Raw genomic sequence first — 18,823 nt, forward strand, 5'->3', positions numbered from 1 at the left:
TCAGCAGCCGGTTTTCGCTTACCTTCGGGTATGTCTGCTTTTTCTTGCGCACGACATTTCCTTTCAGGCAGCGCCGCGCTGGCGCTGGGGCTCTGGCTGGTGCCGCCGGTTCAAGCCGCCGAGCCGGTCGACGTCGAGCTGGTGCTGGCCGTCGACGTGTCGCTGTCGATGTCGCCGGGCGAACTTGAAATCCAGCGTCACGGCTATGCTGCTGCGCTGACGCACGACAATGTTCTGCAGGCCATCGCCGATGGCGCCTACGGCAAGGTCGCCGTCACCTATGTCGAATGGGCGGGAGCGACCACGCAGCAGGTCGTCGTGCCGTGGACGGTGATCGCCAGCCGGGCCGATGCCGAGCGGGTGGCCGCGCAGCTTTCCGCCCATCCGCCGGCCAGCGCCCGGCGCACCTCGATTTCCGGCGCGCTGGAATTCGGCAGCGATCTGTTCGCCGAAAGCGGTTTTCAGGGGACAAAGCGCGTCATCGATATTTCCGGCGACGGGCCCAACAACCAGGGCGCGCCCGTCGACATCACCCGCGACGCGGTGGTCAAGCAAGGCATCATCATCAACGGCCTGCCGCTGATGACGCGCGGCGGGTTCGGCGGCGCCTATGACGTCAACAATCTCGACCGCTACTACAGCGACTGCGTCATCGGCGGTCCCGGATCCTTCATGATCCCGGTCAATGACTGGACGCAGTTTCCCGAAGCCATCCGCCGCAAGCTGGTGCTGGAGCTGGCCGGCGCCGCTTCGCCGCAACGGGCGCGCGAGGAGGCCGGGCATCCGCCGGTGGTGCTGGCGCAGGACCGGCCGACCGACTGCCAGGTCGGCGAAAAGATGTGGCGCGACCGCAGCTGGATGTTCGATGCCCGTTAGCGTTCGCATCATCACGCTGCCGTGAAGGGCCGGTTTCATTGACAAGCCCATGGGCGTCTGTGACACAATTCGGCATCCGAAAAAACAAGGGGAACCGACATGAACAAGACCATCGTCGCTGCCGCGGTATTGGCGCTTGCGGCTGCAATATCCGTGCCGGCCGAGGCTGCCACATCGGTCACCATCGGCATCAGCGGATGGACCGGCTTTGCGCCGCTGACGCTCGCCAAGCAGGCCGGCATCTTCGAGAAGCATGGCCTCGACGTGACCCTGAAGAAGGTGCCGCAGGCCAGCCGGCCGCTCGCCATCGCCAGCGGCGATCTGCAATGCGCCGCCACCACGGTCGAGACCTGGCTGGTGTGGAACGCCAGCGGCGTCACCACCAAGCAGATCTTCCAGCTCGACAAATCCTATGGCGCCGACGGCATTGTCGTGCGCAACGACATCAAGACCGTCGCCGACCTCAAGGGCAAGAATGTCGCGTCCTCGGCGCCGGGCACGTCGCCCTATTTCATGCTGGCCTGGGTGCTGAACAAGAACGGCCTGTCGACCAAGGATGTGACCGTCGTCAACCTGGAACCGGATGCGGCGGCGCAAGCCTTCCTCGCCGGCCAGAACGATGCGGCGGTCACCTATGAGCCGTTCATCTCGGCGGTGCGCGACAAGTCCGATCAGGGCCACATATTGGCGACCACGCTCGACTACCCGATGGTGCTCGACACGGTCGGCTGCACGCCTGAATTCCTCACCGCCAATCCCGACGCCGCCAAGGCGCTGGCCGACAGCTATTTCGAAGCGCTCGACCTGATCAAGAGCGATCCGCAGAGATCCTACGAGATCATGGGCGCCGACGTGAAGCAGTCTGCGAAAGAATTCGAGGATTCGGCGAAATACCTGAAATGGGCCGACAAGGCGGAGAACAAGCAGTTCTTCACCAAGGAATTCCAGGACTTTTCCAAGACCGCCGGCGAGCTTCTGCTGCAGATGGGGTTGATCAAGGAAGCGCCAGATGTTGCAGCGCTTGCCGATACCAGCGCGGTGGCGAACTGATAGTCCGGCCTTTGACCATCATGCGGCGGTGCCAGCGCGCCGCCGCTTTCTACCGGGCAACGCGACTGAGCATGGGGACGATCTGACGATGCGGACGATCTGAAGATGCGCCCCTTGCATCCGGTGTCGCCGGGCATTCGAACCGTGCTTGGCATTTCCTTCTTCGTGCTGTTCGTCGCCTTCTGGGCGTGGATCACGCTTGGCGGCCACGTCAACCGCATCTTCCTCGCCGATCCGCTGTCAATGCTGCGGGATGGCTGGCGGCTGCTGGTCGAGGATCGCTTCTGGCTCGACATATTGATCACCATCTGGCGGGTCTTCGGCGGGTTCCTGCTGGCGTCGATCGTCGCCGTGCCGATCGGCATCGCCATGGGCGCCTGGAAGCCAATAGAGGCGTTTCTGGAGCCGTTCGTCTCCTTCGCCCGCTACCTCCCGGCTTCGGCCTTCATTCCGCTGCTCATCCTGTGGGCCGGCATTGGCGAGCTGGAAAAGCTGCTGGTCATCTTCGTCGGCTCGGTGTTCCAGATCATCCTGATCGTCGCGGTCAAGGTGGGCTCGACGCGGCGCGATCTGGTCGAGGCGGCCTATACGCTGGGCTCGACCAACAACGGTATCGTCAAACGGGTCATCATGCCGGCCAATGCGCCCGAGATTGCCGAAACGCTGCGGCTGGTGCTCGGCTGGGCCTGGACCTATGTTATCGTCGCCGAGCTGATCGGTTCGTCCTCAGGCATCGGCTACATGATCATCAACAGCCAGTCGCGGCTGGCGACAGGGCAGATCATCTTCGGCATCATCGTCATCGGGCTGATCGGACTGTTGTCCGACTTCGCCTTCAAAGCGTTCAATCGCTGGCTCTTCCCCTGGAGCCTGGCATGAGCAAGTTGCTTATCGAAGGCGTCTCGCGAACCTTCGCCGGCGTGCGCGGCGGGCAGCCGGTCAAGGCGCTGATGCCGGTCGACCTTGCGGTCGCGGCCAACGACTTCATCACCATTCTGGGGCCGTCCGGCTGCGGGAAGTCGACGCTGCTCAGGATCGTTGCCGGCCTGGAAGCGCCGAGCGAAGGCCGTGTGCTGCTTGACGGCAAGGCGGTGACGCGGCCGGGACCGGATCGCGGCATGGTGTTCCAGTCCTACACGCTGTTTCCGTGGCTAACGGTGGCGCAGAATATCGCCTTCGGCCTGCGCGAACGTGGCATGGCCGAAAAGGAGCGAGACGGGATCGTCGCTTCCTATGTCGACCTCGTCGGGCTGAAGGGCTTCGAGAACCATTGGCCAAAGCAGCTGTCCGGCGGCATGCAGCAGCGCACGGCGATCGCCCGGGCGCTGGCCAACGACCCCGAAATCCTGTTGCTGGACGAGCCGTTCGGTGCGCTCGACAACCAGACGCGCGGACTGATGCAGGAACTGCTGCTCGGCATCTGGGAGCGGCGCAAGAAGACAGTGCTGTTCGTCACCCACGACATCGAGGAGGCGATCTTCATGGCCTCGCGGGTGATCGTGATTAGCGCGCGGCCAGGCCGCATCAAGTCGGATGTCGCCATCGACCTGCCGCATCCACGCCACTACACGCTGAAGACCAGCCCGGAATTCTCGGCGCTCAAGGCGCGGCTGACCGAGGATATCCGCGTCGAGGCGATGCGGACGGCGCAGGCGCAGCCCGCCGAAGCCTGAGTGCGTTTTCGGATCAGGCCGCCAGCAATTGCTTGCGGTCGACGCGCTCCTGCTGCGGCGAGCGGGCATAGAGTTCGCGGTAGCATTTGGAGAAATGCGACGCCGAGACGAAGCCGCAGGCGACCGCTACCTCGACCACCGGCATCGATGACTGGATCAGCAGATGCCGGGCACGGTCGAGGCGAATCTCGAGATAGTAGCGGGCAGGGGAGCGGCCCATCTCGGTGCGGAACAGCCGCTCGATCTGGCGGCGCGACAGGTCGACATGGTCGGCGATCTCGATCAGCGACAGCGGTTCGGAGAGATTGCCTTCCATCAGTTCGATGATGGTCAGCACCTTGGAATTCTGGACGCCCAGGCGCGCGCGCAGCGGCAGGCGCTGGCGGTCGGTCGGGCTGCGCACGCGGTCGGTCAACACCTGCTCGCAGACGCGGTTGACCAGATTGTCGTCGAAATCGTCGCCGATCAGCTTGAGCATCATGTCGAGGGCGGCGGTGCCGCCGGCGCAGGTGTAGATGTTCTGGTCGATCTCGAAGAGGTCGGCAAAGACGTTGGCCTTGGGAAAGGCCTCGGAAAAGCCCGGCAGGTTTTCCCAATGGATGGCGCAGCGCTTGTTGGAGAGCAGGCCGGCGGCGGCAAGGATATGCGCGCCGGTGCACAGGCCGCCGACGGCGACGCCTCTGTTGTATTCCTCGCGCAGCCAGGCGAAGGCCGACCTGTTCTGGTAGCGCTCGACATTCATGCCGCTGCAGACGATGGCCATGTTCGGCCGATCCGGCCCGGCCATCTTCTTGCGCTCTTCCTCGAGCGAGGTGTTGACGGCGCATTCGACGCCATTGGAGGCGCGCACCGGCTTGCCGTCGATGCTGGCGAGGCGCCAGCGATAGGCCTCATAGCCAAGCATGCGGTTGGCCGAGCGCAGCGGGTCGAGCGCCGTCGCAAAGGCGATCATGGTGAAGTCCGGGACAAGGAAGAATACAAACGATCGCTTGATCGGATGCTTTACGGCGTTCAAGGGAACCTCACGCAGCCATGGCGCGAACAGGATGTCGCGAACAGCACAGCGACATCAGGAAAAACCATTCCTGTCAATTGGCTAGGGGGCTAAGCGGAAACTATATTTGCGACATGGGTCGCAAATGGGCAATCGTCCGGGATGACAGGGACGGGCTGCCGACGGATTGGGCATGGTGGTGGCGGCATAGGTGCCAAAAACGAGAAACGCCGCTTCGGTCAAACCGAAGCGGCGCTGTTATCGACTGTCGGCAGCGGCAGGGAAGCGCTGAGCGCTAGCCGTTATCTCAGGCAACGAAACCGAGGCGCACCGCATTCATGGCGCCGGTCTGGCCGGGCATGGTGTTGGCAAGGCGCTGGCGCTCGAGAGCGGTCGTCAGGTTCATTTCGCGGCGGGCAAAGAGGCGGGCAAAAAGCTTCATCATCATCTCCTATCGGTTGCTCAGACGGGTCGCCTTCGCTTGATGGAGTGGGGCAGCTCGTTTGCTGGCGTTGATATAGGCCTGCGTGAGCAGAAACTAAATCGCAAATGCGAAGCGCTTGAATGGAAATGCGACATCGGTTGCGACATTATTGGGTATGGTGCCCAAAATTTGCGATTATTTACAGCGTGTTATCGGCGACATTGAGGCGCCATGCAAGTGACGCATATGCGCCATGCAGCGGCGACACGGCTCTGAAAATCATTTGAATGCAAATAAGTTGGAGAAGCCTGCGGGGCAAATAGAGAAGGCCTGCCGGGCTGGTCTGCGCGGCAGGCCTTCAGCACATGGTACACAATGGTTTACTTTGCTCCAGCCCAGGATCCGACGCCGTGGCGTGCACCGGTCTTGGTGTCGGCAGCTTCAGGCCAGCCGATATCCTTCTGCAGTTCGATCGGCAGCGAGCGGATCGCACGTTCGGTCTGGAAGCGGGCGCGGGCCGCGCTGAACTCGGTCGCAAGCCGACCGATGGATGACAGGATAGACATTTCATTCTCCTTTGGTTGTGGCACGTCCCGCATGAACGCGTTCCGTCGCCTGGATATTCCGCATCGAGTGCAATTCCGTGTCAGGAGCGTTGGAGCCATGGCACGTCCTGCCTTCGATGGAGTTGACTATCATCCCAATCTGATGTTCAATCAAACGAAATGGAATGATGCTTCACATCAGAAAAATTGAAGGTCGATCCCGATGAACGCCCCACTCAATCATCCGCTGCCGCTGCTCGATCTCGACGTTTTGCGCACCTTCGTGGCCATTGCAGAGACCGGCAGTTTCACCACGGCGGCCAATGCGGTGTTCCGCACGCCGTCGGCGGTCTCCATGCAGATCAAGAAGCTCGAGGACATTCTCGGGCGCTCTGTTTTCGCGCGGGATGCGCGCTCGGTGACGCTGACCACGGATGGCGAGATGCTGCTCGGTTATGCCCGCCGGCTGTTGTCGATCAACCGCGAGGTGGTGTCGAAGTTCATCATCCCCGAGATCGTCGGCGTGGTGCGGTTGGGATCGCCGGACGATTATGGCGAGCGCGTGCTGCCGCATGTGCTGAAGCGGTTCGCGCAATCGCATCCGTCGATCGCCGTCGACGTCACCATCGACCAGAGCAGCAATCTGCGCCGCCGGATGGACGACCGCGCGCTCGACATCACGCTGCTGACCAATTCCTACAAGACCAGCGCGCTTGGCGCCGAGGTGTTGCTCACCGAGCCGATCGTCTGGGCCGGCGCCAAGGGTGGCAGCGCGCATCTGCGCGAGCCTTTGCCGGTGTCGCTGTGGGAAGAGGGCTGCGCCTGGCGGGCCGGCGCGCTCGATGCGCTGAGCCGTGAAGGCCGCAACTACCGCATCGCCTATATGAGCGCCCACACGGCAGGCCAGCGCGCCGCCATCATGTCGGATCTCGCGGTTGCACCGTTGCCGAAGTCGTTCCTGGGCAACGACATGGTCGAGCTTTGCCCGAAGGACGGCATGCCCGATATCGGCACCTACAATCTGGCGATGGTGGTGTCGCCGGACGCCAGCGCGCCGGTCAAGGCCGTCGCCGACCATATCCGCGCGACGTTCGAGCTTTTCCGCGAAACCGGCAAGTTCTAGAGCGGTTCACCGTTTCACGGAAACGGCGAGCCGCTCTAACTCCTTGTTTGATGCAATTCCCAAGGGAAAGCGCTACACGCTTTTCCCGGGAAAACCGTTTTACACTTTTCCTGGAATTGCTCTGCTATTCCGCTGCTTGGGCGGGGCGCGCCGCGAGAGCGGGTCGCGCCGTGCGCCGCGCAGTTGCGCGCCGCTTGGTGGGCTCACCTTCAAGGAAGGCGACGATGCTGTCCCTGGCGCGACGCGCCTCCGGCATCTCGATCAGCGGCCAGACGTGGAACATGCCTTCCTCGTAGACGACCTGGACGTCGACGCCGGCAGCGCGCGCCTTTTTGGCGAAGATCAGATTGTCGGGGCTGAGCAGGTCGTGCGAGCCGGTCAGAAGCAGGGTCTTCGGCAGCACCGAGAGGTCGCCATAGAGCGGGCTGATGTGCCAGTCGCTGCGATCGATGCCGGCACTGTACATGCGGATCGCTTCCAGCCCGCCGGAAATGCCGAGCCACGGATCGTTGCGTTCCGCCTCGAACACTTCGGGGTTGGACAGCGACATGTCGAGGCCGGGTGAAATCAGCACGTGGCGCGACGGCAAGGGCAGGCCTTCCTCAGCCGCCATCATGGTCAGCACGACGGCCATGTTGCCGCCCGCGGAATCGCCCATGAAGACGATATCTTCAGCGTCGGTCTCATCCAGCATCTGCCGGTAGACGTCGCCGACCATGCCGAACATGGCGTGGAAATCATGTTCCGGTGCGATCGGGTAAATCGGCACGGTGATGCCGAAACCCAACCGCTCGGCCATCTCGGCGATCAACCCCCAATGATAGGATGTGATCTGGAAGACATAGGCGCCGCCATGCATGTAGAGGATTCGCCTGCGTTCGCCCGCCTTCGGCGCGATCTCGTAGACGGGAAAGCCATCGACGCTGCGCTCGGTGATATCGAGCCGCTCCCGCAGCAATGCCGGGGGATGATGATCCTCGGTCTTGCGCGCATAAGCGATCCAGCGCTGCAGGTTTTCCGGGCTGGCAAATGCCTTCTTGCGGCTGTGCCGGAGGATGAAGGAAACGAGGTGGCTTTTGAAACTGGGCATTCGCGTACACAAGCTCGGCAGCAGCCGACTAAGAGAATTCCCCACTATCCCGAAAATCGTACCTCCAGCCGAAATGTCAAGATTCTGGCCCAAGCCAACACGGTTGTTTGATCAGCCACGTCCGCGGCTCTGCGCAGGGCGGCTCAGCGCCGGGGCAGCAGCGCGGCGCGCAGCTTGATGTCGGTCGCAGCCGGGACCATGCGGCGGCCTCGGCGCTTAGTCAGCAATTTGCACTTGTCGGCGAAGGTCATCAGCGGCCCGAGCCCAGGATCAGGCGCGACAGGTTGGTCTGGGCGTCGATGCGCGGCGACACGGGCCAGCCGATGTCCTTCTGGATTTCGGGTGGCAGGTTGTTCATGGCGCGCACGGCCTGTGCATTCTTCATGGCCGCACGAAAACGGCCCAGGGTCTCGAACATCTCTATTCTCCTTTGGAGCGTTGTGGCGGCGGAATAGTCCGGTCCGCCATTCGATGTCCGTTAAATGCTTCACATCTGTATCGGACGTATTGCGCCAAAACAGCGTTTCGGTTTCCAGATCGGTGCGATCTGGAAACATTTGCATACAAATGAAATTGGTCGAATTGGCGGCCTTCGTAAGGCGGCTTATTCCCGGCTGCGCCTGGCGGCATGGCCTTCACGCGAACGCCGGCGTGGGGCGGCGTCGCCGGCGACGCCATCCTCGCTGACGGTCGTGCGTGGCGGCAATTTCACCGCCGCCGACAGTTTCGGGAACGGATCGACCTTGTTGGGAAGCGCCATCGCGTAGACGAAATGCTCCTGGAATTTCGGCTCCAGAGCGGTCTCGATCTTCTCGATGTGGCTGACCGTGTCCTCGATCTCGCGGCGATAGCCACGATTGAGCAGCGCCATGCGCGCACCGGCGCCGGCGGCGTTGCCGACGGCCGAGACCTTGTCGAGGTCGCAATCCGGGATCAGGCCGAGCACCATGGCGTATTTCGGATCGATGAACGAGCCGAACGCGCCGGCGAAATGGATGCGGTCGACGTGTTCGGTGTTCTGCTTTTCCATCAGAAGCTTGGTGCCGGCATAGAGCGCCGCCTTGGCAAGCTGGATGGCGCGCACGTCGGTCTGGGTGATGGTGATCTTGGGTTCGCCTTCCTTCAAGACATAAGAGAAGGTGCGGCCGTTGACCGTGACGCGCGGCGACCGCTCGGCCAGCGACCCGTCGATCACTCCATCCTCGGAGATGATGCCGGCGAGGTACATTTCGGCCACGATCTCGATGATGCCGGAGCCGCAAATGCCGGTGACGCCGGTCGCCTGCACGCTGTCGAGGAAGCCGGGATCGTCGGACCAGAGTTCAGAGCCGATGACGCGGTATTTCGGCTCCAGCGTATCGGGGTCGATGCGCACGCGTTCGATGGCGCCGGGGGCAGCGCGTTGGCCGCCGGAGATTTCCGCGCCCTCGAAGGCGGGACCGGTGGGCGAGGAGGCTGCGACCACCCGCTTGCGGTTGCCAAGCACGATCTCGGCATTGGTGCCGACGTCGACGATCAGCATCATCTCGTCCTGGCGGTGCGGGCCTTCCGACAGCGTCACGGCTGCGGCGTCGGCGCCGACATGGCCGGCAATGCAAGGCAGCATATAGAGGCGGGCGCCCTGGTTGAGCTTCAGGCCGATATCGGAGGCTTTGATGCGCACCGCGCCCGAGACGGCGAGCGCGAAGGGCGCGCCGCCGAGTTCGGTCGGATCGATGCCGAGGAACAGATGGTGCATGATCGGATTGCCGACAAAGACGGAATCCAGGATGTCGTTGCGCTGGACATTGCCTTCCGCGCAGACCTTGTCGACCAGGCCCGAGATCGCCTCGCGCACGGCGACCGTCATGCCTTCGCGGCCGTCCGGGTTCATCATCACATAGGAGACGCGGCTCATCAGATCCTCGCCGAAGCGGATCTGCGGGTTGGAGGTGCCCGACGAAGCGGCGACGCGGCCCGACAGCAACGACACCAGATGCATGGCGATGGTGGTCGAGCCGATGTCGCAGGCCAGTCCATAGGCCTCGTTCTTGAGGCCGGGCCACAGTGCGATCACGCGGGCGATGTCGCTTTCGGCATCCTTGTGGATGGCGGCGGTCGCGGTCCAGTTACCTTTGCGCAGTATGCCTTGCACCTGCGGCATCAGGTAGAAATCGAATTCGAGGTTTTTAAAGCCCCAATCCTTCATCAAGGCGATCTTGAGGCGGTCGAGATCGCCCAGCGGCTTGTGCATGTCGGGCTCTTCGATCTCGACATAGCACATGCGGATTGCCGCATCGCGGGCGATGACGCGCGTGTCGGCATCCTTGCGGATGGTCTGGCCGTTGATGACCGTGTCCTGCGGCACGTCGATGACGAGGTCGCCGAGAATCTGCGCCGAGCAGGACAGGCGGCGCCGCTCGGGCAGGCCGCGGACGCGCTCATAGCGCTCTTCCTTGGCGCCCTTGGGCGAGATGTGGTCGTTAGACGAGACGATCTTGTGCTTGGCGAAATTGCCTTCCTGCACTTCGATCTGGCAGCGACCGCAGGTGGCGCGGCCACCGCAGACGCTCTCGACATAGACGCCGAGCTGACGTGCGGCATCGAGCACCGGTGTGCCGACGGGAAACCGCCCGCGCTTGCCTGACGGCATGAACAGCACGAGCGGATCAGTAATGTTTGCAGGCGAGTTCACGATTGCGCGCTTATCCCCTGGCCATGCGGGCTTCACGGCCGCCGCGCCGGCGACCGCCATTGCCGCCGCCTTCGCCCGGAGCGTTAACGGCGGTGGGCGCTGCGACCGCCTGGCCGCCTTCGGCCGGTTTGTAATCCTTGTAGGTGCGGATCCAGTTGGTGCAGTTCTCGTCGGTGCCGTTGAGCACATTGGCGCCGCGCACGGCTTCCATTTCCTGCGGGCGAACCGGGTTCATGATAGCGCTAGTCATGCCGGCGCCGATCACCATCGGGATGAAGGCGGCGTTGATGCCGTGGCGGTGCGGCAGGCCGAACGAAATGTTGGACAGGCCGCAAGTGGTGTTGACCTTGAGCTCTTCGCGCAGACGGCGCAGCAACGCGAAGACCTGGCGGCCGGCATCGCCGAGCGCGCCGATCGGCATCACCAGCGGGTCGACGACGACGTCATGCGCCGGAATGCCGAAATCGGCGCAGCGCTGCACGATCTTCTTGGCGACGGCGAAGCGCACATCCGGATCCATCGAAATGCCGGTCTCGTCGTTGGAGATCGCGACGACCGGAACATTGTACTTCTTGACCAGCGGCAGGATGGCTTCGAGCTTTTCCTCTTCGCCGGTCACGGAGTTGACCAGCGGGCGGCCCTTGGCGACCTTGAGCGCTGCCTCGATGGCGGCGGTGACCGACGAGTCTATCGACAGCGGCAGGTCGACCAGGCCCTGGACGATCTCCAGCGTCTGCACCAGCAGGCCGGGTTCGGTTTCGTTCGGATTAACGGAGGTGACGCCGGCATTGACGTCGAGCATGGTGGCGCCGCAGGCGGCCTGTTCCAGCGCATCCTTGATGACTGTCTCGAAATTGCCGGCGATCATCTCGGCGGCCAGCTTCTTGCGGCCGGTCGGGTTGATGCGCTCGCCGATGACGCAGAAAGGCTGGTCGAAGCCGATGATGATCTCTCGTGTCGCCGAGGCGACGATGGTCCGGGTCATGAAGTCTCTCCGCCTGATATAAAGATTTCTTTATATCGTTGTCTGGTTTCATTCAAGCGAATGGCTGGCCGTCCGCGCTGTCAGTGCGCGGTCTTCACCATGTCCACCTGCGTTTCGGTAATGTCGTCGTGCAGTATGCTCTCGAGCCGGTCGGCGACCATCTGATCGTCGTGGCGGATCTCGCGTTTCCATGGCTGGCGGCCTTTCAGCACGCCCGATTCATCGACGATCTCGGCGACATATTCCTCCTGGCGGTAGGCCATCACATGGATGCCGGAGACACCAGGAATTTCCTTCACCTCGTTGATGATGTCGGTGCAGAGCTGCTTGCCTTCCTTCTTCTGGTCCTGGGCGCCTTCCAGCCGCTTGATGATGGCATCGGGAATATGGATCCCGGGCACGTTGGAGCGGATCCATTTGGCCGTCTTGGCCGAAGCCAGCGGGCCGACGCCGCACAGGATGAAAACTTTTTCCGTATGCCCCAAGTCCCGCGCCCTCTGCATGAAGGTTCTGAACATCGGCACGTCGAAGCAGTATTGCGTCTGCACGAACTGCGCGCCGGCGGCGATCTTTTTGCCGAGATGGATCGGGCGGAAATCGAAGGGTGGCGCGAAGGGGTTGACGGCGGCGCCGAGGAAAATTTGCGGCGGCGTCGTCAACTTGCGGCCGGACAGGAACTTGCCGTTGTCGCGCATGATGCGGCAGGTTTCCAGCAACGACATGGAATCGAGGTCGAAGACAGGCTTGGCGCCGGGCTGGTCGCCGGCCTGGACGCCGTCGCCGGTGAGGCACAGCATGTTGGCGACGCCCATCGCCGCACCGCCCAGCACGTCGCCCTGGATGGCGATCCGGTTCCTGTCACGGCAGGCAATCTGCATGATCGGGGCATAGCCCATGCGGGTCAAAAGCGCGCAGATGCCGACCGACGACATGTGGCAGTTGGCGCCGGAGGCATCGACGGCATTGATGGCGTCGACCCAGCCGTCGAAGATTTTCGCCCTGTTGTAGACGTCTTCGGGATCGGCGCTGTCGGGCGGGTTGAGCTCGGTGGTGACGGCGAATTCGCCGCGTCGCAGCACGCGCTCCAGTCGGCCACGCGAGGAGTGGCCGGGCAGGGGATCTAGCGGCAGATGGATGCCGGACGGGTTTTCATCGCGCTGACGGCCGATCACGCGCCCGCTCCGGTATTGGCTTTGGCAGCGGCTTCACGGGCCGCTGCCGACTGCGCCGTCACCCGCAGCCAGGCCGAGGTTTCGCGCAGCGACTGGTCGACCGGCTTCTGAACGGTCAGGATCCTGTCGCCATGCTCCATGTTCCGCGAACCTTCCCAGGCCTTGACCCAGACGCAAGGCATGTCGGGCTCGACCTCGCAATTGCCGTTGGCGCGCACGCCGCCACACGGGCCGTTGCGCAGCTGCTTGGGGCAGTTCATCGGGCACGACATGCCGGTCGAGGACAATATGCACTGACCGCACATGCGGCAGTCGAACATGAAGCCTTTTACGCGTTTTTCAACGAACTTGATCGGCGCTTCGACGCGGCCGTAGCCAAGGCCTTTCCACAGCGGATGGAGCAGCAGGAACATGTCTGCGAATCTGGAGTAGAACCATTCGAGCAATCGCGAATGGCGGATCGACCACAGCCTGATCGCAAACGAGCGCTGCACGCGCCGCTGCGGCGATACGTCGGCCGGCTTGTAGTCGGATTTCGGCGCTGCCTTCTTGACCTGCGTGGCCTGGGTCACCGCCGGGCCCCCTTTGCCGGGAGTCGTGTCAGACATTTTCTTTCCCGCCCGCCTTGACCAGAGCGACCAGCCGCTCGCGGTCGTATTTCGCGTCGATGTCGCTGAATGCCTTCTCGACCTCGGCTTCGAGGTCGTCGCCGACCGGGATCGGATCGGCCTTGCGCCATTCGGCGAGGTAATCGTCGGTGCCGCCGGCGCCGGTGCGCATGGCGCACATATCGATCGCCTCGGTGAAGCGCAGCGGCAGTTCGCGCTTGGCGTTCTGCCGGCCCTTCTTGACGATGACCTGGGCGGGGATGTCGCGCCAATAGACGACGATCAGATCGGCCATGAATTCTCTCACTCCCTGTAGAGCGCCGTGCGTCCATGAGGGAAACGACGCTCCACCACTTTGTCCAGCAGGTGCGAGCATTGCCGGATGCGCAGTGGGGCTGCTTGTTATGGGACGACGCGCGCGCATTCAAAAGCGACGCTATTGGACGTCGCAAAAAGAAAGGCGAGATTCCGAGGGAAGGCTGGCTACCAAACCCGCTTGGTCAGGCCGGTCCAGAGATAGAACCAGATCGTCGGATGGTACCATTGTTTCGACGGCAGGCCGGGGTCGATCGTGACAAGCTTGCCGTCCAAGGCACCGCGGACCGCCTCGACGCAGATGTCACGCGAGAACGCCGCCTGGCGCAACGCATAGCTCGAAATAGTGTCGCCGGGCTCCGGCTTGCCGCGCGCCTGTTTCAACACGCCGCCGGTGTCGACGCCGGCGTCGACCAGATGCACGGTGGTGCCGAAATTCTGGAGATCGCCGCAGGCCAGCGCCCAGTAGCCGCCATTCATGCCGCGGTATTTCGGCGCGATGCCGGCGTGGTAGTTGAGCACCGGGCAGGGCATTTGCGCCAGCGTCTGCCGGGACAAGAGCCGGCAGCCGGCGAGCAGCACCACGCCCGGGCGGATGTCGGCGATCGCCTGCAGGCAATCGGCTGCGTTGGCGGAGGAGACGTGGATGATCTTTTGTCCCGGCTTCGGCTCGGTCTCAAGCTTCTGATCGGCGATGAGCCGCTCTGCGTGGCCAGCGAAGAAGCGCTTGCCGAGCCTCGTCAACACCATCGTGCCGAGTTGACCGATGGCCGAAAACCAGCCCTGGCGGCGCGCCCGGCCGAGCAGCAATTGTTTTTTGGATTCAGGGCTTTCGAGGATGACGCTGATAGGGTCGAGCTGGTCGGCGATGGCGTTGACGATGGCCCAGATGTGCGGCCCGCCTTCGGTGACGATGACGATCGCAGCACTTTTTTCAACCGCTGATGCCATGGCGCGCTTTCTTGCCGGCGCGCAACCATTTGCCGTGCGCTGCCCGGCTCAATTCTGTGCCGGGCGAGGTTAAATCTTGATGACCGCCCGGCCAGCGAGAGACCAACGGATCAGCGCTTGAACTCGATGATGTCGAGTTTCGATTCGTAGTAGGGCGCCGGGAATTCGATGCGCCATTCGTTGGCGCTGGTGCGGAAGGCATAGCCGACCTGGTCGCTTTCCGGGCCGCTGCCATAGGGTTTTGGCTTGTTGTCATTGACATAGCCGGAGCCGAGATAGATCGCGCGTTTTTCGCTATCGTCGAAGAAACGGCCCTTGGTGCGTTGCGAGCCGCTGACCTTTTCCAGCTGCCAGCCGGAGCCATCGTCCGTGACCTTGCACTTGAACCAGCCATAGATGACCAGCGGGCCGGTCAGGCCCACCTTGATGGTTCGGCATTGCCAGTTGCCGCTCAGGTCCTTGTCGGAAAAGGCCACTATCGGCTTTGCCAGCAGCGCGTAGAGTTGGCTGACCTCAGCCGGGTCTCCCGCTTTTGCCTCGGCCAGCGCCGCCTTGCGGGTCTCGCCATATTTGTCGAGGCGAACCTTGTCGGCAGGCGTGATGATCTTCTGCACCTCGCCGTCGGCGCGAGCGGGCAAGACGAGGCAGAGGAGGCCAAGGGCGGCGAGCAGGAGGCGAGGGGTCATCGGGACGTTCCGTGTTCGGATGGCTGCTGAATCAGCCTGTTTGCTTGTGGCTCACAACTTAAGCATCCGCGGCGGCCTGTCATCTGTTCTCGACAGCATCCCGGCTCAAGAACCGCTTCAGGCGTGGGCGGCGGCCTGCGCCAGCCCGGCCGTCAGGTCGCCATAGCCCGTCGGGCGCCGTTCATAGGCGAGGCCAAGTAGTTTCGCGGCCTTCTCGGCGACCTTGTCGAGTTCCGGATCGTCGGTCTGGGCGATGTAGATCAGCTTTTGGTAGTTGCCGAAATAATCCTTGATCAGTTCCGGGTGCTTGTCGAGGCCGAGCGGCTTCATGAAGAAGGCGTCGAACTGGCGGCACAGGAAGTCTGTCATGTAGAACGACATCATGTCGTCGTCGGCGACCTTCGCATAGGCGTCCATGCCCTGGTAGAAGGCAAAGCAGTGCGGCCCGGCCATGCGCTCGACGCCGTGCTTCTCCAGGACCCGGTCGAGCATGCCGCCGGTACCGCAATCGGCATAGCCGACGAAGATGTTGCTATAGCCTTCCGCCTTGGCCTTTTCGATCGCCTTGTCCATCGCCGGTGCGATGCGGTCGGGGTAGAAATGGAACTCCGCCGGCAGGCAGGTCAGGTCGAGATGGACGAGCTTGAGCTGCTCCTTGACGGCCAAAACTTCGCGCGCAATCATTCCACAGGCGATGACCAGCAGCCTGTCGTCTTGATTCGGTTTCGTTTTTTGCATTCTGGCCATGGAACCCGGTCGAAGCGGCCTTCGTTGCTGTGGGGCGAATCTATCGAGAGAGGGATAAACCGTCCATGAAACTGTTACGCGTTGCGCCGATTGCAATCCTTGCCTGCGTCCTGGCGCTTACGGCCTGTGCCAACACCGTCCGTGGTGTCGGCCGGGATATCAAATCGACTGCCAAAGCCGTCGACGACACCGTCACCAAACCCTGACGCAGCCATCCGTTCCAATAGCTGGGAACAAAAAAGCCGCGCTGCAAGGCGCGGCTTTCGATTGTGGGCCAGACGCCTTGCAGAACAGATCAGGCTGAAGCGCGCATATTATGCTTGCGCTTCATGAAGTCCTTGGCGGTCTCGACCGCCACAGCCGCGTCGCGGCAATAGGCATCGGCGCCGACGGCCTTGCCGAATTCCTCGTTGAGCGGCGCGCCGCCGACCAGGACGACATAGTCGTCGCGGATGCCCTTTTCCTTCATCGTGTCGATGACGACCTTCATGTAGGGCATGGTCGTGGTCAAAAGCGCCGACATGCCGATAATGTCGGGCTGGTGCTGCTCGATGGCGTCGAGGTATTTTTCCACCGCATTGTTGATGCCGAGATCGATGACGTCGAAGCCGGCACCTTCCATCATCATGCCGACGAGGTTCTTGCCGATGTCGTGGATGTCGCCCTTGACGGTGCCGATCACCATCTTGCCCTGCTTCGGCGCGCCGGTGGCGGCCAGCAGCGGGCGCAGGATGAACATGCCGGCCTTCATGGCGTTGGCCGACAGCAGCACCTCGGGAACGAACAGGATGCCGTCGCGAAAGTCCTCGCCGACGATGCGCATGCCTTCGACCAGAGCTTCGGTCAGCACCTTGTAGGGCACCCAGCCGCGCTCGAGCAGGATGTTGGTGCCTTCCTCGATCTCTTCCTTCAGCCCGTCATAGAGATCGTCGTGCATCTGCTGCACCAACTCGTCGTCGGAAAGCTCGGAGAGGATGATCTCGTCGTCGGCCATTTTTCTCGGGCTCCTTGCCGCGCGGATGCGATCACGGCGGCTTAAAATAATCGCGTCAATACCTAACCCGGCGGGGGCAGGTATCCATAGCTGATTTGCGACTTCCCGCAAAAGGAAAGCGACCGCAAATCTATTGGAATTCTTGTCGATTTTGCGACAGGCGTTGGCGCTGGCGGGCCGTTTCGAATAGGGTGCATGGCTACGATCCGGGCGAGAAGCCGCCATACGCGGCCGCAAACGGTTTTTAGGGAAAAACGATCATGAGTGAAAACGCGTCAGTCGACCAGGAAGCGTCCAATGCGCGACGTGGACGTGCTGCCAGCGGCGGCGCGGCTGCAAGGCGGGCGGCGCGCTCGGGCGGCGGACCGGGCACCCAGCTCACCTATATCAAGCGCAAGATCAACATCTATGAGGTCCTCAACGAGGAAGGCCTGGCGATTATCGAAAACAACACCGATACGGTGCTGGAAGAGATCGGCATCATCTTTCGCGACGACGCCGAGGCGCTGCAGCTTTGGAAAGAGGCGGGCGCCGACGTCAAGGGCGAGCGCGTGCATTTTCCCAAGGGCCTCTGCCGCTCGCTGCTGAAGACCGCGCCGCCCATCTACACCCAGCATGCGCGCAACGCCGAACGTTCGGTGCAGATCGGCGGCAACGCCACGGTCTTCGCGCCGGTCTATGGTCCGCCCTTCGTGCGCGATCTCGACGGTGTCAGGCGCTACGCGACGATCGAGGATTTCCGGAATTTCGTGAAGCTCGCCTATATGGCGCCGTCGATTCACCATTCGGGCGGCACGGTTTGCGAGCCGGTCGACGTGCCGGTCAACAAACGCCATCTCGACATGATCTACAGCCACATCAAATATTCGGACAAACCGTTCATGGGTTCGGTGACGGCGCCAGAGCGGGCCGAAGACACCGTCGCCATGGCCAAGATCGTGTTCGGCGACGATTTCGTCGAAAACAACACCGTGCTGACCAGCCTGATCAACGCCAATTCGCCGATGGTGTTCGACGAAACCATGCTGGGCGCGCTGAAGGTTTATTCGCGTCACAACCAGGCTTGCATCGTCACGCCGTTCATCCTTGCCGGCGCGATGAGCCCGGTCACGGTGGCCGGCACGCTGACGCAGGTTCTGGCAGAGGTGCTGGCCGGCGCCTCTTTCACGCAGTTGATCCGTCCCGGCGCGCCGGTGCTGTTCGGCACCTTCGCCTCGTCGATCTCCATGCAGTCTGGTGCGCCGACCTTCGGCACACCGGAGCCGTCGCTGGTTTCCTACGGCGCCGCACAGCTTGCCCGCCGGCTCGGTCTGCCGTTCCGCACCGGCGGCTCGCTCTGCGCCTCCAAGGTTCCGGACGCGCAGGCCGCCTATGAGAGCGCCAACACGCTCAACTCGACCATTCTTGCCGGCACCAATTTCGTCCTGCATTCGGCCGGCTGGCTCGAGGGCGGACTGGCCTCCTGCTACGAAAAATTCATGATGGACATCGACCAGCTCGGCATGACGCAAAAGTTTTCCGAAGGCGTCGACCTCTCGGAAAACGGCCAGGCGATGGACGCCATCCGCCAGGTCGGCCCGGGCAGCCACTATCTCGGCTGCGACCACACGCAGGCGAATTTCCAGACCGCCTTCTATCGCTCCAGCATCGCCGATAACAATTCCTACGAGCAGTGGCTGGCCGAGGGGGAGAAAACAGCGCCGCAGCGCGCCAACGAACTCGCCCGCCGCTGGCTGGAGACCTACGAGGCGCCGTATCTCGATCCGGGCATCGACGACGGGCTGAAGGACTACATCGCGACGAAGAAGGCGTCGATGGCTGACGCCTTCACCTGAAAGGAGCCCGAGTCAGGCGGGGCTAAAGTCGCCAACATCATCCACAAGGAAGTCTGGCGGAGCGCTTTCTCCGACCCGGAC

Annotated in this window: 21 protein-coding genes; 7 read left to right on the forward strand and 14 right to left on the reverse strand. The window is 62.7% G+C overall.

Annotated features, from left to right (window positions below):
• Window positions 1–30 precede the first annotated feature (30 nt).
• From NLY33_RS16915 to NLY33_RS16930, 4 genes are all read left to right on the forward strand, one after another.
• Window positions 31–876 (forward strand): DUF1194 domain-containing protein, encoded by an 846-nt coding sequence (locus NLY33_RS16915; protein ID WP_023691008.1) that lies wholly within the window; start codon window positions 31–33, stop codon window positions 874–876.
• 99 nt (window positions 877–975) lie between these two features.
• On the forward strand, window positions 976–1,926 hold the full coding sequence (locus NLY33_RS16920) for an ABC transporter substrate-binding protein (RefSeq protein WP_023670382.1): 951 nt from the start codon (window positions 976–978) through the stop codon (window positions 1,924–1,926).
• Between the two features lie 105 nt (window positions 1,927–2,031).
• Window positions 2,032–2,805, forward strand: a complete 774-nt coding sequence (locus NLY33_RS16925; protein ID WP_023670383.1) for an ABC transporter permease — start codon at window positions 2,032–2,034, stop codon at window positions 2,803–2,805.
• Window positions 2,802–3,599: an ABC transporter ATP-binding protein gene (locus NLY33_RS16930; RefSeq protein ID WP_023706092.1), complete on the forward strand. Its 798-nt coding sequence runs from the start codon at window positions 2,802–2,804 to the stop codon at window positions 3,597–3,599. The genes NLY33_RS16925 and NLY33_RS16930 overlap by 4 nt, the downstream gene beginning before the upstream one ends.
• 13 nt (window positions 3,600–3,612) lie before the next feature.
• Here the strand turns inward: NLY33_RS16930 and NLY33_RS16935 are convergent, their stop codons facing one another.
• The 3 genes from NLY33_RS16935 to NLY33_RS16945 form a co-directional block, all read right to left on the reverse strand.
• Window positions 3,613–4,551 (reverse strand): GlxA family transcriptional regulator, encoded by a 939-nt coding sequence (locus NLY33_RS16935; RefSeq protein ID WP_348524244.1) that lies wholly within the window; start codon window positions 4,549–4,551, stop codon window positions 3,613–3,615.
• Window positions 4,552–4,900: 349 nt separating this feature from the next.
• Window positions 4,901–5,035: a hypothetical protein gene (locus tag NLY33_RS16940; protein WP_023681787.1), complete on the reverse strand. Its 135-nt coding sequence runs from the start codon at window positions 5,033–5,035 to the stop codon at window positions 4,901–4,903.
• Window positions 5,036–5,397: 362 nt separating this feature from the next.
• Window positions 5,398–5,583: a hypothetical protein gene (locus NLY33_RS16945; RefSeq protein WP_023700331.1), complete on the reverse strand. Its 186-nt coding sequence runs from the start codon at window positions 5,581–5,583 to the stop codon at window positions 5,398–5,400.
• Between the two features lie 202 nt (window positions 5,584–5,785).
• Between NLY33_RS16945 and NLY33_RS16950 the strand changes: the two genes are divergently transcribed.
• Window positions 5,786–6,685, forward strand: coding sequence for a LysR substrate-binding domain-containing protein (locus tag NLY33_RS16950; protein ID WP_023670389.1), 900 nt, complete (start codon window positions 5,786–5,788; stop codon window positions 6,683–6,685).
• A gap of 124 nt (window positions 6,686–6,809) precedes the next feature.
• Here the strand turns inward: NLY33_RS16950 and NLY33_RS16955 are convergent, their stop codons facing one another.
• The 10 genes from NLY33_RS16955 to NLY33_RS17000 form a co-directional block, all read right to left on the reverse strand.
• On the reverse strand, window positions 6,810–7,775 hold the full coding sequence (locus tag NLY33_RS16955; RefSeq protein ID WP_023707852.1) for an alpha/beta hydrolase: 966 nt from the start codon (window positions 7,773–7,775) through the stop codon (window positions 6,810–6,812).
• Window positions 7,776–8,025: 250 nt separating this feature from the next.
• Complete coding sequence (locus NLY33_RS16960) at window positions 8,026–8,193, reverse strand: hypothetical protein (protein ID WP_196813564.1); 168 nt, start codon at window positions 8,191–8,193, stop codon at window positions 8,026–8,028.
• 186 nt (window positions 8,194–8,379) lie between these two features.
• Window positions 8,380–10,509, reverse strand: a complete 2,130-nt coding sequence (locus NLY33_RS16965; RefSeq protein ID WP_033002274.1) for an ASKHA domain-containing protein — start codon at window positions 10,507–10,509, stop codon at window positions 8,380–8,382.
• On the reverse strand, window positions 10,460–11,434 hold the full coding sequence (locus NLY33_RS16970; protein WP_023670394.1) for a methyltetrahydrofolate cobalamin methyltransferase: 975 nt from the start codon (window positions 11,432–11,434) through the stop codon (window positions 10,460–10,462). Before NLY33_RS16970 ends, NLY33_RS16965 begins: the two co-directional genes overlap by 50 nt.
• 80 nt (window positions 11,435–11,514) lie before the next feature.
• A complete protein-coding gene (locus NLY33_RS16975; protein ID WP_023706089.1) occupies window positions 11,515–12,606 on the reverse strand; it encodes a methylenetetrahydrofolate reductase in 1,092 nt (363 codons plus the stop codon).
• A complete protein-coding gene (locus tag NLY33_RS16980; protein WP_023706088.1) occupies window positions 12,603–13,214 on the reverse strand; it encodes a methylenetetrahydrofolate reductase C-terminal domain-containing protein in 612 nt (203 codons plus the stop codon). The genes NLY33_RS16975 and NLY33_RS16980 overlap by 4 nt, the downstream gene beginning before the upstream one ends.
• Entirely contained in the window at window positions 13,207–13,509 is a 303-nt protein-coding gene (locus tag NLY33_RS16985; RefSeq protein ID WP_023670397.1) for a virulence factor, read from the reverse strand. The genes NLY33_RS16980 and NLY33_RS16985 overlap by 8 nt, the downstream gene beginning before the upstream one ends.
• Window positions 13,510–13,697: 188 nt before the next feature.
• On the reverse strand, window positions 13,698–14,480 hold the full coding sequence (locus NLY33_RS16990; protein WP_023706087.1) for a formyl transferase: 783 nt from the start codon (window positions 14,478–14,480) through the stop codon (window positions 13,698–13,700).
• Between the two features lie 110 nt (window positions 14,481–14,590).
• Window positions 14,591–15,166, reverse strand: coding sequence for a DUF4893 domain-containing protein (locus NLY33_RS16995; RefSeq protein WP_023706086.1), 576 nt, complete (start codon window positions 15,164–15,166; stop codon window positions 14,591–14,593).
• Window positions 15,167–15,283: 117 nt separating this feature from the next.
• Entirely contained in the window at window positions 15,284–15,913 is a 630-nt protein-coding gene (locus tag NLY33_RS17000) for a DUF1638 domain-containing protein (RefSeq protein ID WP_023706085.1), read from the reverse strand.
• A gap of 65 nt (window positions 15,914–15,978) precedes the next feature.
• On the opposite strand from NLY33_RS17000, the gene NLY33_RS17005 reads away from it, so the two are divergent.
• Window positions 15,979–16,119, forward strand: a complete 141-nt coding sequence (locus NLY33_RS17005) for an entericidin A/B family lipoprotein (RefSeq protein ID WP_023670401.1) — start codon at window positions 15,979–15,981, stop codon at window positions 16,117–16,119.
• Window positions 16,120–16,208: 89 nt separating this feature from the next.
• On the opposite strand, the gene NLY33_RS17010 is transcribed toward NLY33_RS17005, so the two are convergent.
• Window positions 16,209–16,907 carry a cobalamin B12-binding domain-containing protein gene (locus NLY33_RS17010; protein WP_023670402.1) on the reverse strand — a complete coding sequence of 233 codons (699 nt, stop codon included), beginning with the start codon at window positions 16,905–16,907 and terminating at the stop codon, window positions 16,209–16,211.
• Between the two features lie 260 nt (window positions 16,908–17,167).
• Between NLY33_RS17010 and NLY33_RS17015 the strand changes: the two genes are divergently transcribed.
• Window positions 17,168–18,742, forward strand: a complete 1,575-nt coding sequence (locus NLY33_RS17015; protein ID WP_023670403.1) for a trimethylamine methyltransferase family protein — start codon at window positions 17,168–17,170, stop codon at window positions 18,740–18,742.
• Window positions 18,743–18,823: the final 81 nt, after the last annotated feature.

Source organism: Mesorhizobium sp. C432A (assembly GCF_030323145.1).
In the GTDB taxonomy this organism is placed as follows: domain Bacteria; phylum Pseudomonadota; class Alphaproteobacteria; order Rhizobiales; family Rhizobiaceae; genus Mesorhizobium.

What these genes read in the sequence shown, in the direction of transcription:
- NLY33_RS17005 (WP_023670401.1), top strand. Translation starts at nt 15,979, where the DNA reads ATGAAACTGTTACGCGTTGCGCCGATTGCAATCCTTGCCTGCGTCCTG.
- NLY33_RS17000 (WP_023706085.1), bottom strand. Translation starts at nt 15,913, where the DNA reads ATGGCCAGAATGCAAAAAACGAAACCGAATCAAGACGACAGGCTGCTG.
- NLY33_RS16950 (WP_023670389.1), top strand. Translation starts at nt 5,786, where the DNA reads ATGAACGCCCCACTCAATCATCCGCTGCCGCTGCTCGATCTCGACGTT.
- NLY33_RS16945 (WP_023700331.1), bottom strand. Translation starts at nt 5,583, where the DNA reads ATGTCTATCCTGTCATCCATCGGTCGGCTTGCGACCGAGTTCAGCGCG.
- NLY33_RS17015 (WP_023670403.1), top strand. Translation starts at nt 17,168, where the DNA reads ATGAGTGAAAACGCGTCAGTCGACCAGGAAGCGTCCAATGCGCGACGT.
- NLY33_RS16925 (WP_023670383.1), top strand. Translation starts at nt 2,032, where the DNA reads ATGCGCCCCTTGCATCCGGTGTCGCCGGGCATTCGAACCGTGCTTGGC.
- NLY33_RS16960 (WP_196813564.1), bottom strand. Translation starts at nt 8,193, where the DNA reads ATGTTCGAGACCCTGGGCCGTTTTCGTGCGGCCATGAAGAATGCACAG.
- NLY33_RS16940 (WP_023681787.1), bottom strand. Translation starts at nt 5,035, where the DNA reads ATGAAGCTTTTTGCCCGCCTCTTTGCCCGCCGCGAAATGAACCTGACG.
- NLY33_RS16990 (WP_023706087.1), bottom strand. Translation starts at nt 14,480, where the DNA reads ATGGCATCAGCGGTTGAAAAAAGTGCTGCGATCGTCATCGTCACCGAA.
- NLY33_RS16995 (WP_023706086.1), bottom strand. Translation starts at nt 15,166, where the DNA reads ATGACCCCTCGCCTCCTGCTCGCCGCCCTTGGCCTCCTCTGCCTCGTC.
- NLY33_RS16980 (WP_023706088.1), bottom strand. Translation starts at nt 13,214, where the DNA reads ATGTCTGACACGACTCCCGGCAAAGGGGGCCCGGCGGTGACCCAGGCC.
- NLY33_RS16915 (WP_023691008.1), top strand. Translation starts at nt 31, where the DNA reads ATGTCTGCTTTTTCTTGCGCACGACATTTCCTTTCAGGCAGCGCCGCG.
- NLY33_RS16955 (WP_023707852.1), bottom strand. Translation starts at nt 7,775, where the DNA reads ATGCCCAGTTTCAAAAGCCACCTCGTTTCCTTCATCCTCCGGCACAGC.
- NLY33_RS17010 (WP_023670402.1), bottom strand. Translation starts at nt 16,907, where the DNA reads ATGGCCGACGACGAGATCATCCTCTCCGAGCTTTCCGACGACGAGTTG.
- NLY33_RS16970 (WP_023670394.1), bottom strand. Translation starts at nt 11,434, where the DNA reads ATGACCCGGACCATCGTCGCCTCGGCGACACGAGAGATCATCATCGGC.
- NLY33_RS16985 (WP_023670397.1), bottom strand. Translation starts at nt 13,509, where the DNA reads ATGGCCGATCTGATCGTCGTCTATTGGCGCGACATCCCCGCCCAGGTC.
- NLY33_RS16930 (WP_023706092.1), top strand. Translation starts at nt 2,802, where the DNA reads ATGAGCAAGTTGCTTATCGAAGGCGTCTCGCGAACCTTCGCCGGCGTG.
- NLY33_RS16965 (WP_033002274.1), bottom strand. Translation starts at nt 10,509, where the DNA reads ATGGCGGTCGCCGGCGCGGCGGCCGTGAAGCCCGCATGGCCAGGGGAT.
- NLY33_RS16935 (WP_348524244.1), bottom strand. Translation starts at nt 4,551, where the DNA reads ATGATCGCCTTTGCGACGGCGCTCGACCCGCTGCGCTCGGCCAACCGC.
- NLY33_RS16920 (WP_023670382.1), top strand. Translation starts at nt 976, where the DNA reads ATGAACAAGACCATCGTCGCTGCCGCGGTATTGGCGCTTGCGGCTGCA.